A 13205-nucleotide genomic window follows, 5' to 3' on the forward strand; every position below is an offset into this window, starting at 1 on the left:
GTAAAGGTACGGAATTGGGAAATTGTCTTTTCCCGGAAAAACGTATTTTCACCATCAAAAATGCGAATCTTCCTTTTGCTGCTTGTGCTTTTGTGCCCCTTACTGCTATTGGCACAGGCTTCCATTCCCCGCCTTTCCCAAATAGATGTACAGCATTACACCTTTCAGCTGGAGCTGAGTGATGCGCACGACACCATTCAGGGCAGTGCCTTGATTGATATCCGGTTTTTGCAGGCATTGGATACCCTGGTGCTGGACCTGGTAGCAGCAGAAGCCGGGCAGGGGGGCATGCAGGTCCTGGAAGTGAAGGAAGGGGGCGAGCCTTTGAACTACCGGCATGAAGGGGCTCAGTTGCACATTGCGCTAGGCAGCCCAACAGCGGCAGGTTCTGCCCGGCAATTTGCTATTCAGTACAAAGGCGTTCCGGCTGACGGGCTTATCATCGCCCAAAATAAGTACGGCGACCGGACCTTTTTTGGCGACAACTGGCCGAATCGCGCCCATCATTACCTGCCTTGTGTGGACCACCCTTCGGATAAGGCGACGGTGGCTTTTATGATTATCGCGCCGGACCATTATCAGGTGGTGGGTTCTGGTTTGCAGTTGGAAGAGCTTAATCTTGACCATGAAACCAAGCTTACTTTCTGGCGGATGGACACGCCCATTCCTACTAAAGTGGCGGTCTTTGGAGCGGCGCAGTTTGCGGTGAGCCGGGCCGGTGAAGTGGCCGGTATACCCGTTAGCAGCTGGGTCTATCCCGAAAACCGGACGGAAGGCTATCAGGATTACGCACAGGCGACGGAGGTTTTGCAGTTTTTTATCGACTCCATCGGGCCTTATTCTTACCCAAAACTGGCCAATGTACAGTCCAAAACCCGCTACGGAGGGATGGAAAATGCCAGTAATATATTCTACTTTGAAAATTCCGTGACCGGTGGGCAGGATCATGAAGACCTCATCGCCCACGAAGTGGCTCATCAGTGGTTTGGCAACAGCGTGACGGAAGGCAACTGGCACCACATCTGGCTGAGCGAAGGCTTTGCGACCTACGGCGCTAACCTTTATATTGAGCACAAGTACGGCCGGGATGCCATGGCTAAGCGGCTGCTTACCGAGCGTCAGCAAGTCCTGCAGTTTGCCCGCCAGTCCAATCGCCCCATCATTGATACCCTCATCACCAACTGGAACCGGCTGCTGAATGCCAATGCTTATCAGAAAGGCAACTGGGTGCTGCACATGCTGCGGCATAAGGTGGGCGAACGAGCATTCTGGTCGGGCCTGCGCGCCTACTACAAAGCCTACCAAAATGGCAATGCTTTGACCCGGGATTTCCAGGAAGTGATGGAAATCGCCAGCGGGCAGGATTTGAGCGGTTTCTTTTACCAGTGGCTTTATCAGCCCGGCGTGCCGGAAATTGGGGTGAGCTGGTCGTGGAGCAAAAAGGAAGGTTTGCAACTGGATATCGGTCAATTGCGCAGCGATGCGACCTATACTTTCCCCCTTGATATTGCGGCGGAAGCCCCCGATGGTACCCGTGAAACCTGGACGGTAAATATTGATCAGGAACAGCAAACGGTGACCCTGCCCTGTGACTTTGAGCCCCAACGGCTATGGCTGGACCCGGATACCTGGCTGCTTTTTAGCGCTGAACTGAAGCAGATGAAAAATTAATTTGCATTTTTGTGCCTCCAAAACGGGAACCATGAAGAAAACGGCCATTTTACTGATTCACTGCCCGGACCAAACCGGTCTTGTCGCGGCAGTCACCGACTTTCTGCACCGCAACAACGGGAACGTCATCTCTCTGGACCAGCACGTTGACCGGCAGGCGGGGCGCTTCTTTATGCGGGTAGAGTGGGAGCTGGAGGGTTTTAATATCCCTGCCGAAAAAATCGATGAGTATTTTGGTACGCTGATAGGGCAAAAATACCAGATGGAATGGCAGGTGCACCTGAGCGCGCGCAAACCGCGAATGGCGATTTTTGTTTCCAAAATGTCGCACTGTCTGTATGACATCCTGCAGCGCTGCATGAGCGGGGAGTGGGAAGTGGAAATCCCGGTTATCGTCAGCAACCATGAGAACCTGCGCTACATTGCAGAGCGTTTTGAAATTCCCTTTGAGATTTTTCCCATCACTAAAGCCAACAAGGCAGAGCAGGAGCAGCGGGAGATTGAGCTGATGCATAAGCTGGATATAGACTTTATTGTCCTGGCCCGCTACATGCAAATTTTGTCCGACGACTTTGTGGCTGCTTTCCCGAATCAGGTTATTAATATCCACCATTCCTTCCTTCCTGCTTTCAAGGGTGCGAAGCCTTATCACTCTGCCTTCAACCGGGGCGTAAAGGTGATTGGGGCAACGAGCCATTACGTCACCGCTGATCTGGATGAAGGGCCTATTATAGAGCAGGATGTCCGCCGAATTTCTCATAAGGATACCATTCAGGACCTCATCCGTATTGGTAAGGACCTGGAAAAAGTCGTCCTGGCCCGGGCCATCTGGCTGGAGATTCAGCATAAGATTTTGCCTTACCAAAATAAGACGATTGTGTTTGATTAAAGGGTTGATCTTACTGATGCCGCTAATCCTGGCAAAACGGTGCCGTCCCACAAGCATGCCCCGCTCTTATGCCCTTGCTCGAAATCCGTGGAAATCTGCGCAAATCCGTCCAATCCGTGTTACAACCCGCCACGTACGATGATAGTACACTGATGACACTGATCTGCTCAACGAGACCCGCCCCCCTGGAGGGCCATCCCGGGAATTAGTCCAATCTGTGTAAGCAGTGCAAATCATGTTTACCTGCCCTCCAAACAAATCAGTGACGCCCAGATCCAATAATCCCATCACAATCAATCCCGCCCTTGTGAATGGAAGACAAATACCGTATTTTCATCTTTTAATTAATTCAACCCCGAATATGATAACAGGAAAGTACTTTCTCGTTCTGGCACTGAGCTTATGCAGTATCTGCATTGGCGCTCAAAACCAGCCTCCTCAGCTCATTATACAATCTGTAGACCTCAACCAGGAAACACAGACTTTGACCATTACCTACGATTTGGCAGATGCTGAAGACACCGAGCTCGAAGTCTTCCTTCGCGCCGCTCCTTCTGGCAGCTCTAACTTCAGTATCCATGCGGAGAATGTGTCTGGTGCTATTGGTTTTCCGGTTGCTCCGGGTGAGGGCTTGCAGATGACCTGGAATTACGCAGGTGAAATCGGCAACAGCGATACGTATGACTTTAAAATCATTGCTGATGATGGCTACGACGTCCCTATTCAAGACCTGGTTGCGCAGGTAGACAGCCAATTTTTGCGAACCCGCATGGAGCATATCGCTGGCATCCGGCACTACATTACGAATCCAGATAATCTGAACCGCTGCCGCGATACCCTGGAGCAGGCTTTTCTGGATTATGGATTGGAGACCTTCCGGCAAAACTTCCCCAATCTGGGCACCACCGGCCAGAATATCATTGGCGACCATTGGGGCCAAACGCAGAGCAGCAACGTCATTATCATCGACGGGCACTATGATACCGTCAGCGATTCTCCGGGAGCTGACGACAATGGTACTGCTACGGTAGGTGTACTCGAAGCTGCCCGTATTCTCTCGCCTTATCACTTCCGTAAAAGCCTGCGGTTTATTGGTTTTGACTTTGAGGAAACCGGACTGGATGGCAGTATGTATTATGTGGAGCACCTGTCCGGGAACGAAGCCATCGAAGGCGTACTCAATATGGAAATGATCGGCTACTACAGCGATGTACCTGACAGCCAGGATTTTCCGCCTGGTTTTGAGCTGGTCTTTCCGGAAGCGGCAGCCGAAGTACAGTCTGATGCCAACCGGGGCAATTTTCTAATCAATGTGGGGCCAGTTTTTGGGAATGCCTTGTATAATGCCTTCAACACAGCAGCAGCAACTTATGTACCGGAGCTACGGGTGATTGGGCTGAGTGTTGTTAATCCACTGCTTGTGCCTGACCTGCTGCGCAGTGATCATGGTTCTTTCTGGGAAGCCAACATCCCTGCACTCATGCTTACCGATGGTGCAGATTTCCGCAACCCGCATTACCACGAGCCTTCAGACACGATTGGCACCCTCGACTTCACCTTTATGGCAAATGCAGTGAAAGCCGTCATTGCTACCGCTGCTATGATGGCGGAACCCATGCATAGTGGTGAAGCCATTGCCAGTAATGTTATAATTACGGATGCAGAGCACCTGCATGAACTCCCGTGCAGTTATTTCCTTTCGCCCAATCCGGCGCAGGAGGAATTCACCATCCGCTTCGGTGATTGCCAGCCCATGCAGCTTGAACTGCGTTTGTATAATGTGAAAGGGCAACCAGTATGGAGTGGGCAGCATGATCCCACTATGGGCAGCCTCCGTATACCTGTAGGCAATTTTCCCACAGGCGTTTACTGGCTGCAGCTCGGTGACGGGCACCACTTTAGTGCGCAGCGGGTGGTGGTCCGGTAAGGATAATTTAAGTTAGGGTAGGCTTTACCAGCATGCCCTAACTTTAAGCGGTAACAAATTAGGCGGTTCTGGGAAAGACCCGCCTAATCTATTAACAACAGTTAGGGTAGGCTTTTCCAGCATGCCCTAACTTTAAACGGTACAAATTAGGCGGTTCCGGGAAAGCCCCGCCTAATCTTAAACAACAGTTAGGGTAGGCTTTTCCAGCATGCCCTAACTTTAAACGGTACAAATTAGGCGGTTCTGGGAAAGACCCGCCTAATCTATTAACAACAGTTAGGGTAGGCTTTACCAGCATGCCCTAACTTTAAGCGGTAACAAATTAGGCGGTTCTGGGAAAGACCCGCCTAATCTATTAACAACAGTTAGGGTAGGCTTTACCCTGTCCGCTATAGCTAAGCGAAAGCGGGCCAGCATGCCCTAACTTTAAGCGGTACAAATTAGGCGGTTCCGGGAAAGCCCCGCCTAATTTTAAACAACAGTTAGGGTAGGCTTTTCCAGCATGCCCTAACTTTAAACGGTACAAATCAGGCGGTTCCGGGAAAGCCCCGCCTAATCTTAAACAACAGTTAGGGTAGGCTTTTCCAGCATGCCCTAACTTTAAACGGTACAAATTAGGCGGTTCCGGGAAAGCCCCGCCTAATCTATTAACAACAGTTAGGGTAGGCTTTTCCAGCATGCCCTAACTTTAAACGGTACAAATTAGGCGGTTCTGGGAAAGACCCGCCTAATCTATTAATAACAGTTAGGGTAGGCTTTACCAGCATGCCCTAACTTTAAGCGGTAACAAATTAGGCGGTTCTGGGAAAGACCCGCCTAATCTTAAACAATAATCAGGCGGTTCCGGGCATACCATCGCTGAGTTGATAGCTACGGCAGCCGATGAGAAGCCCCACCTAATCCATGCTAATCAAAAAAGGTGTCATACCCCTCCTTCCTGCTGCCGCCCTGCTTCCGCTGCTCCGGCTCCGCCATAGGCGAATCGAGGTTTAGCGTATCAGAGCTGGAAGAATCGCCGTCCATCAGCATCAGGGTGCTTTCCTTTTCCCATTGTTCGAGCATTTTCAGTCCTTCATCTTCGAAGATGCCCTGCTGCAGGTCGATGGAGTTCATGACGTTGGAAGACATTTCCATGAAGCGCTCCATTTCGCCCACCTTATTGGCCACATCGTCGGTGATAGCCTCCATGGCTGCATCAAACATAGCCCGCTTGTCCGGATCGCCCGACATGACGCTCATGGCCGATTTCATAGCGGAGTGGGAAGTACGGATGGCCTTGCGCTCCTGCTCTTTGAGCTGCACCTGATCTTTGGTATCCTCCAGCAGGATTTCAGAATTCTGGTGCATCTTTTTCAGGATGCGGAACATCACATCCATACGGTTAAGGAGGGACGTATACTTTTCATTGCTGTCCCTCAAACGGGCTGCTTTTCGGGTCGCCAGGACGACCTGACTGTCCATGCCTTTCTCTTTTGCAGCACTTGCCATTTTCATCTGCTCCTCGATGGTGCGGGTATTCTCCTCCACCAGGGTTTGCAGTTTACGCATTTGGCCCCGGAGGATGCCGATCTGCTTGCGCATCTTAACCAGGTTGTTGGATAGGTCCTCCACATAGCTCTTCAAAATGCCGATGGGGTCAACCTGTACAAAAATGCCGGTGACTTTGCGCATCACGCTTTTGTACATGTACCAGATGAGGTTGCGCATGCGGGGGTCCAGGACCATGTAGACCACCGCTGCCAGCACGGCCAGCAGAATAGCCAGGTAAAGCGTATTTTGGACCAGTGCCAGAATAGCAGCCATATTGACGGCCAGCAAGTAACCGCCGCCCAGGATCAGGGCACCCAGGAAAATCGCACCGGTTACGCCTTCCGGACGCTTCCAGAAGGACTTCTGCTTGAATTCAGATTGATCAAAATTTGGCGATGATGTTGCCATAGTTATATCGGTATGGTTTTGTCAAAAAATTAAAGGTACGACTCCATGCTTTCAATGTCCTTCTGTATCTCATTGGAAATACTCTGAAGGGCATGCTGGAAAGCATCTTTGGTAGAAAGCAATTTGTCCTTGGCAGCCTGAATGTCCTCATCGGCAGAAGCAATGGTCTGCTCTCCCTGTTTGATTTTGGCTTCCAGGCTCTTGATTTTGTTTTCCAGCTCCTCAATTTTGCCCTGAAAATCCGCCACCTGCTTCTTCATTTTCTCCACCTCCTGCATCTTGGCTTTGACGCGCTGCTCCATTTGGCGTTTGAGCGACTCCTCAAAGTGCTCATTTTCATTGTCCAGTACCTTTTTATAGTGCAGGGCCGTTTTCAGGAGTTTTTCCTTGGTCAGTCCCATCGTGGAGGCCGTTGCGTAGGCGGAACGGAAAGCCGTTGGCTCATCCATGTCCATTTCGCGTAGCCGGGCTAGTGCCTGTTTGAACTCAATATAATCGAAGCCTGGAAGGTTTTCATTAGCCAAAGCGCGGGTCAGCGCGCTTACACTTCTTTCATCCAGCCCGTGGTGATCGCCAAAAAGCGATTTCAGGTCTTTTTGCATTTAGTCGAAAGTTTTTTACTGTTGCTACAAATTAAAAGAAATTGCCGGAAAACCACAGTATATTTTCGATGATCCCGGATGGAAGTTCGATATAACAATTTTTTTCCGATTTTTTTGAACGCCCGTACAGAAGGCGTGTATTCCATACTAAACACAGGCACGGAATGCCCGATCAGAAGCAATCTAAGGCTATACCCACCGATGAACAGCTGATGCAACGTATACAGCAGGGGCAGGAGTCTGCCTTCAACGCCCTGTACGACCGCTACAGTCAGCGCATGTACCGGTACTTTTACCGCATGCTGGGGCAATCGGCAGAAATGGCGCACGATTTCATACAGGAGCTTTTTCTCAAAATTATTGAACAGCCGGAGGCTTTCGACACCGGGCGCCGGTTTTCTACCTGGTTCTATGCCGTGGCTGGCAACCTGGTTAAGAATGAGTACCGCAGAAAAGCTAAACAGCCACTGCAAGCCTCCCTGCACGATGCCAATCATACGCCAGTTTCCATGGCAGTACTGCCAGATCTTGACGCGGAGGTGCGCAAAACCTATATTGAGAAAGCCGTGCAGTCCCTGCGCCCCCACCATCGGGAGTGTTTTTTGCTGCGCTACCAGGAAGGTTTGACGGTGCAGGAAATTAGCGAAATTATGGATTGCCCGCCCGGCACCGTCAAGTCACGCCTGCACTACAGTCTTAAAAAATTGAACGAACTGCTCAGCTGTGTGCTGGGCCCAAATGCATAGTTATGGAGCCATTGACCAACAATATCGAAGCCTTACTGGCTACAAAAGATTATGAGGAACTGACCAAGGCCGAGCGCGATCAGGTTGCCCAATCCTGCGGGCAACAGGAGTACGAACAGCTCCGTCAGGTCGTCCTTTCCGGTCAGTCACTGGCAGAGGTGCCCACTCCGCCGCCATCCCTCAAAGCCAACCTGATGAGGGCCTTCCGGCAAAAGCATCAGCGCCGCAACATACCGCTTCATACCATCACCCTGCCCTTCTGGCAAGCCGCAGCCATTGCCGCCTGTATGGTCCTCATGGGGCAGTTCGTCCGCTTTGGCCCGGTTTACGCTCAAACCCCAGCTATAGTCTGGGAAGCTAATGACTCTATATGGTTTAAAAAGGTAACGCAAATAGTAGCCGATACCGCACTGGCGGTATTTACGGCTGATGATCAGCTGAAGGCGCCTAAAGAAGGCGAGACCAATATTGCCGCTACCGCTACGGCTCAGTTGCCAACCGAAAAAATGCTGCCCCAGCCCGTTTCAGATACACCCGGTTGGGCCAGGCGGTCTGCGCTGGGCACCGTAGAGAATACCCCGCTTTTACTTATGATGCATTAGTGCGGGAGCAGGGTTTTTTGCTAAAGACTATTTTTCTTATGCCCTGATCAGCCAAGTTTATCTATTTTTAGGACAAAACTGAATCCATGCTCCGTTCATTTTTGATCCTAATTGCTACCAGTATGATTGTGGCCTCCTGCCAATCCGAAGGCTATCTGCCTCCACAGTACGATTCTTATGATGATTACCCGGTTTATACCGGTAATGACCTTGGGCTGACTTACACGCCTGAGTCGTCCGGCTTCCGATTGTGGTCGCCCGCTGCTCAGGCCGTACGCCTCCATTTTTACAGTCAGCCGCTGGGGGGAGATCCCACCCGTACCACCGAAATGGAGCCTGCAGAACAAGGCACCTGGACGGCCTCATTCAAGGAGGACCTCCTGGGTACCTTCTACGCTTACCAGGTCAAGGTAGAGGACAACTGGCGGGAGCCGGTGCCCGGCCCTTACACCAAAGCCGTAGGCACTAATGGCATGCGCGGGCAGGTGATTGACCTCAATGCCACCAATCCGGAAGGCTGGAGCGAGGACAAGCGGCCGCCTTTTGATGCTATCACCGATGCCGTAGTTTATGAACTGCACATCCGTGATGTATCCATCCACCCTGAATCGGGCATTACGAACAAAGGGAAGTTTCTCGGGCTGGCAGAGACCGGGACCACCACGCCGGATGGTACGCCCACTGGCCTGGACCATATCGCTGATCTCGGGGTTACCCATGTCCATATTCTCCCTGCTTTCGACTTCCGGTCTATTGATGAAAGCAAGCCGGAAGGAGAACGACGCTACAACTGGGGTTATGACCCTCAAAACTATAACGTGCCGGAAGGCAGCTATTCCATGGACCCTGCCGATGGGGCTTCCCGTATCCGGGAGTTCAAAACCATGGTACAAGCCCTCCATAATAAAGGCATAAGGGTGGTGCTGGATGTTGTCTACAACCACACCGGCTTCACGGAGAACTCCCTGTTCAACGAACTTGTGCCCGGCTATTACTACCGCCACAATGAAGACGGCAGCTTTTCCAATGCTTCCGGCTGTGGCAACGAAACCGCCTCCGAGCGGGCTATGGTACGGAAGTTCATCGTGGAAAGCGTAAAATACTGGGCAGAGGAATACCATATGGACGGCTTTCGGTTCGACCTCATGGCCATTCATGATATTGAAACGATGAACGAGGTTACGGAAGCCCTTGCCGATATCGACCCCAGCATCATCGTTTACGGCGAAGGCTGGACAGCCGGGGACAGCCCGCTTCCGGTGTCCCATCGGGCATTGAAAGCCAAAGTCGCTCAGATGCCGGATGTGGCCGCTTTCAGTGATGACATCCGGGACGGGCTAAAGGGCAGCGTTTTTGAACATGAAGAAAAAGGTTTTGTCAGCGGTAAGCCCGGACGGGAAGAAGACGTAAAGTTCGGCATCGTAGCCTCCACGGCCCACCCACAGGTGGATTATCAAAAAGTGGCCTATTCGGACAGCCCCTGGGCGGCTCACCCCACACAGACGATGACTTATGTCTCCTGTCACGACAACCACACCCTCTGGGACCGGCTGGCATTGTCCTGCCCTGATGACAGCGAGGAAGAACGCATCAAAATGCATAAGCTCGCCCTGGCTACGGTACTGACTTCCCAGGGGACGGCTTTTCTGCATGCGGGTACGGAATTTCTGCGTACTAAGGATGGCGTGGAAAACTCCTTCGAATCTCCGGACAGTATTAATCAGATGGATTGGCCGCGCAAAGCACAGTACGCCGGCGTCAACGGCTACGTCAAAGGGCTCATTGCGCTGCGTAAAGCCCATCCGGCATTCCGGATGCGGACCACGGCTGAAGTGAAGAAACATTTGGCCTTTCTGGATACAGGCGAAAGCAGTAATCTGATCGCCTATCAGATTGCCGACGGAGCTAATGGAGACGACTGGTCCAATATTGTTGTCGTCCTCAACGGCAATGAAGACTATCAGAGTGTCAACATCCCGGAAGGAGCCTGGACTATTGCCGTGGATGGCGGGCAGGTAAGCCCGGAAGGGCTCGGCACCATAGAAGGAGGTGTGCTGCAGATCCCGGGCAGAACCGCTATGGTGCTTTACCAGTAACCTTCTGATAACAAACAAAAAACAAGCGAACTATGCTGGACATGCAAAAGCGGTTGACGAACTTCTTCTATGTCAACCTCAGCCTTCCCGCTACCGCCATGGGCTTTGCTCTTTCGGTACAGATTTCTGCCCTGAGCTGGATTCTCAGCACTCAGTACCACCTGGAAATAGAGGACATTGGACTGGTTTGGGCTGCCGGCCCCATAGCGGGCATTATCGGACAGGTCCTCATCGGTGTAATCAGTGATAATGTGTGGTTTTTGAATGGGCGGCGGCGCCCTTTCATACTCATTGGCGGTGTACTGGCGGCGCTTATGCTTCTGGCGCTGCCTAATATCGGAGTCATTTCAGATGCAATGGGGGCGGAGTCTATTCTGGGCATTGCTATTATTGTAGCGCTAACCCTTGATCTGGCCATCAATGTGAGCTTTAATCCTACACGCTCCATCATTGCAGATGTTACCCCCGAGGGCAAAGAACGCACCAAAGGATACACCTGGATGCAGACCATTTCGGGTACATTCGGCGTACTGGCTTATGCGGTAGGTGCCATTTGGAACAACTTTGTACTCATTTATTTCGGAGCTGGCCTGGTGCTCGTCCTTTCGGTACTGCCCGTCTTTTTTATAGAAGAACCCCGGGTGCTTAAGAGTTCCGGAGCGGAAGAGGAAAACGAAACGAAACCAGGCTTTTCCCTTTCGGAAACGCTGAATGCCATACGGCCCCTTTGGGGATTCCTGGTCTATGCCATTTATGCCATGACTTTACGGATAATGGATATTGACCGGGAGCCGGGTTTTGTGGAGGGCTTCTGCCTGGCGCTTACTGCGGTGGTGATGATACAAGCCCTGCTCAAGAGTGAAACCGGGAAGCGTAAATCAGAGGCGGGGCTGATCGGTTTTCAGAAAGTACTGGCGGCTCATTCCTTCACCTGGATTGGGGTGCAGACCATGTTTGTCTACATGTTTTCCTACGTGCAGCACGATGTGTACGGCTTCAGGGCGGGCGATGTGATTCCTGAAGACATTAAAATCGAAATGGGCCGGGTGGTCTCAATTGCTTTCCTGGTCCTTAATGCGGTTGCTGCCATCCTGCCTGCAACCGTTCTGGAGCCAATGGCGGATAAATTTGGGCGCGTTAAAGTACACTTTGCCTGTATTGCTGTGATGGCGGTTGGGTACTTCAGCTTTTTGGTGCCGGGTATCAGCCCAACGCTCATTTATGTGCTGATGGGCGTGGCGGGCGTCGGCTGGGCAGCTACCGTGAGCCTGCCCTTTGCCATCATGTCGCAAAAAGTGGATCAGGCTAAAATGGGGCTTTACATGGGGCTGTTCAACCTGTCGGTAGTGTTGCCTCAGCTAGTTGCCAGTTTAGGTGTGGGGCAGCTGATTGGCAACGCCGAAAATAAGAGCATCACCTTCGTGGTATGTGGCGTGACGCTCGGTATTTCTGCCCTGGCCTGGCTTATGGTTAAGGAAGAACAGACCGGAGACGCAGCAGCGGTTGCGCCGGCAGGACATTAGAAAACAGGAAACCCGCATTTTTTCATAGCTGGTTTCCTGTTTCACCTACCACCGGTACAGTTTGGCATCCTTTGTAAACCGCTTACGCACATCCTGAATCGCTGCTTCAATCTCGGCTTCGGAGCGGTAAGTCCGCTGTACGCCTACTTTAGTCAGATTGCCTGCTTTTTCGGTATAGGGTTCGTACCCGGCATCGTAGATGTCGTCGATGAGTTGCTTTACATTATCCGGGTTGCCAAAGACCCCAACAATAATGACGTAAGACTGCTGCCCGGGAACAGGTGTAGGCTGTTCCGTATCTGTGCTTTCCGCTCTTTCGGAAGAGCTTTCCGCCTTGTTTTCTGATTCCGCCACAGCTTCGTTCTCTGACGGAGCCGCATTAGCTGATGCTTCGTCACCCGGCCGCACGTTCACTCTTGAAGTCGGCACAGGGTGCAGGGGTTGCTCCTGTGTCTGATCAGCACCAAAGAGCAGGAAATAGATGGCTACGCCAACCACGATTGTTGCCGCTCCAATAGCTGCAATCAGCCCATTGTTCGTGGCTTGTGCTTTTTTCGCCGATACGGGGCGTGCGGCTGTTTTTCCAGGCTGTTCCTTCACCGGTTGGGCCCGGTGGGACCGGGCTACCGGATAGAAGCTTACCGTGGGCAGCCCATAGGATTCCACATCGTAGTTATTCCCGTCAGGTAAGAATTGCAGATTGTTTTCATAGTCCCGGTACAAGCGCCCCACTTTGGGGAAGACGACAATTTCTCTTCGCCCAATCGCTTCTTTTACTTCATGGACGTAATCCTCAAGCGTCTTTGCAGCATCTGTAGCCGGCAGGCCGTAGCGGTCCTGAATCATGCTGCATAACAGGCCATCATCGCTCACCAAATTGGGATTGAAGGAAATGGTATTCCCCGGTGGGTGCAACTCCCCCTGCACCTGATCAATTACTGCAGGCTGATAGGCAGCCTCAAAGCTGCCCAGCCCTGGCAGGGCAACGGCCTTATTTTTGTAAAGAAGTAAACTGATATAACTACCTATATCCATTTCCATATCTGCTGCTTTTTGCTGTATTCCGGGCGGTTGTGCCGCCTCAGCTCTGCAAAGGTACGCCTTTAGGCATTAAAATGCTCACTTGACTAAGCTAATCAATTTTGGCCACTTTCCAATATATGCTACCTTTGGCAACCACAATTTAGGGTATTTGTTATACCTGCTGTGGT

General features: G+C 51.6%; 10 protein-coding genes. 7 read left to right on the plus strand and 3 right to left on the minus strand.

Annotated elements, in window-relative coordinates:
* The first annotated feature begins 60 nt into the window (after window positions 1-60).
* From IX84_RS19640 to IX84_RS19650, 3 genes are all read left to right on the plus strand, one after another.
* Entirely contained in the window at window positions 61-1671 is a 1611-nt protein-coding gene (locus IX84_RS19640; protein ID WP_044224833.1) for a M1 family metallopeptidase, read from the plus strand.
* 31 nt (window positions 1672-1702) lie between these two features.
* Entirely contained in the window at window positions 1703-2560 is an 858-nt protein-coding gene (purU, locus tag IX84_RS19645; protein ID WP_044224688.1) for a formyltetrahydrofolate deformylase, read from the plus strand.
* A gap of 361 nt (window positions 2561-2921) precedes the next feature.
* Window positions 2922-4487 (plus strand): M28 family peptidase, encoded by a 1566-nt coding sequence (locus tag IX84_RS19650; RefSeq protein ID WP_044224690.1) that lies wholly within the window; start codon window positions 2922-2924, stop codon window positions 4485-4487.
* Between the two features lie 906 nt (window positions 4488-5393).
* On the opposite strand, the gene IX84_RS19655 is transcribed toward IX84_RS19650, so the two are convergent.
* Together IX84_RS19655 and IX84_RS19660 are read right to left on the minus strand one after the other, a co-directional pair.
* On the minus strand, window positions 5394-6425 hold the full coding sequence (locus IX84_RS19655; protein ID WP_044224697.1) for a PspA/IM30 family protein: 1032 nt from the start codon (window positions 6423-6425) through the stop codon (window positions 5394-5396).
* A 29-nt stretch (window positions 6426-6454) separates the two neighbouring features.
* Window positions 6455-7027 carry a coiled-coil domain-containing protein gene (locus IX84_RS19660; protein ID WP_044224699.1) on the minus strand — a complete coding sequence of 191 codons (573 nt, stop codon included), beginning with the start codon at window positions 7025-7027 and terminating at the stop codon, window positions 6455-6457.
* A 164-nt stretch (window positions 7028-7191) separates the two neighbouring features.
* On the opposite strand from IX84_RS19660, the gene IX84_RS19665 reads away from it, so the two are divergent.
* The 4 genes from IX84_RS19665 to IX84_RS19680 all read left to right on the plus strand — a co-directional run bounded on the left by IX84_RS19665 (window position 7192) and on the right by IX84_RS19680 (window position 11994).
* A complete protein-coding gene (locus IX84_RS19665; protein WP_044224711.1) occupies window positions 7192-7773 on the plus strand; it encodes an RNA polymerase sigma factor in 582 nt (193 codons plus the stop codon).
* A 2-nt stretch (window positions 7774-7775) separates the two neighbouring features.
* Window positions 7776-8375: a hypothetical protein gene (locus tag IX84_RS19670; protein ID WP_044224714.1), complete on the plus strand. Its 600-nt coding sequence runs from the start codon at window positions 7776-7778 to the stop codon at window positions 8373-8375.
* Between the two features lie 86 nt (window positions 8376-8461).
* A complete protein-coding gene (gene pulA, locus IX84_RS19675) occupies window positions 8462-10471 on the plus strand; it encodes a type I pullulanase (protein ID WP_052516230.1) in 2010 nt (669 codons plus the stop codon).
* A gap of 32 nt (window positions 10472-10503) precedes the next feature.
* Window positions 10504-11994 (plus strand): MFS transporter, encoded by a 1491-nt coding sequence (locus tag IX84_RS19680; RefSeq protein ID WP_044224717.1) that lies wholly within the window; start codon window positions 10504-10506, stop codon window positions 11992-11994.
* Window positions 11995-12039: 45 nt separating this feature from the next.
* On the opposite strand, the gene IX84_RS19685 is transcribed toward IX84_RS19680, so the two are convergent.
* On the minus strand, window positions 12040-13035 hold the full coding sequence (locus IX84_RS19685) for an HU domain-containing protein (protein ID WP_044224721.1): 996 nt from the start codon (window positions 13033-13035) through the stop codon (window positions 12040-12042).
* Between the last annotated feature and the right edge of the window lie 170 nt (window positions 13036-13205).

The sequence above is a fragment of the Phaeodactylibacter xiamenensis genome (genome assembly GCF_000759025.1).
Classification (GTDB): domain Bacteria; phylum Bacteroidota; class Bacteroidia; order Chitinophagales; family Saprospiraceae; genus Phaeodactylibacter; species Phaeodactylibacter xiamenensis.

Coding starts and splice junctions, on each gene's coding strand:
- IX84_RS19655 (WP_044224697.1), bottom strand. CDS start 6,425: ATGGCAACATCATCGCCAAATTTTGATCAATCTGAATTCAAGCAGAAG.
- IX84_RS19685 (WP_044224721.1), bottom strand. CDS start 13,035: ATGGAAATGGATATAGGTAGTTATATCAGTTTACTTCTTTACAAAAAT.
- IX84_RS19680 (WP_044224717.1), top strand. CDS start 10,504: ATGCTGGACATGCAAAAGCGGTTGACGAACTTCTTCTATGTCAACCTC.
- IX84_RS19660 (WP_044224699.1), bottom strand. CDS start 7,027: ATGCAAAAAGACCTGAAATCGCTTTTTGGCGATCACCACGGGCTGGAT.
- purU (WP_044224688.1), top strand. CDS start 1,703: ATGAAGAAAACGGCCATTTTACTGATTCACTGCCCGGACCAAACCGGT.
- IX84_RS19670 (WP_044224714.1), top strand. CDS start 7,776: ATGGAGCCATTGACCAACAATATCGAAGCCTTACTGGCTACAAAAGAT.
- IX84_RS19650 (WP_044224690.1), top strand. CDS start 2,922: ATGATAACAGGAAAGTACTTTCTCGTTCTGGCACTGAGCTTATGCAGT.
- pulA (WP_052516230.1), top strand. CDS start 8,462: ATGCTCCGTTCATTTTTGATCCTAATTGCTACCAGTATGATTGTGGCC.
- IX84_RS19640 (WP_044224833.1), top strand. CDS start 61: ATGCGAATCTTCCTTTTGCTGCTTGTGCTTTTGTGCCCCTTACTGCTA.
- IX84_RS19665 (WP_044224711.1), top strand. CDS start 7,192: ATGCCCGATCAGAAGCAATCTAAGGCTATACCCACCGATGAACAGCTG.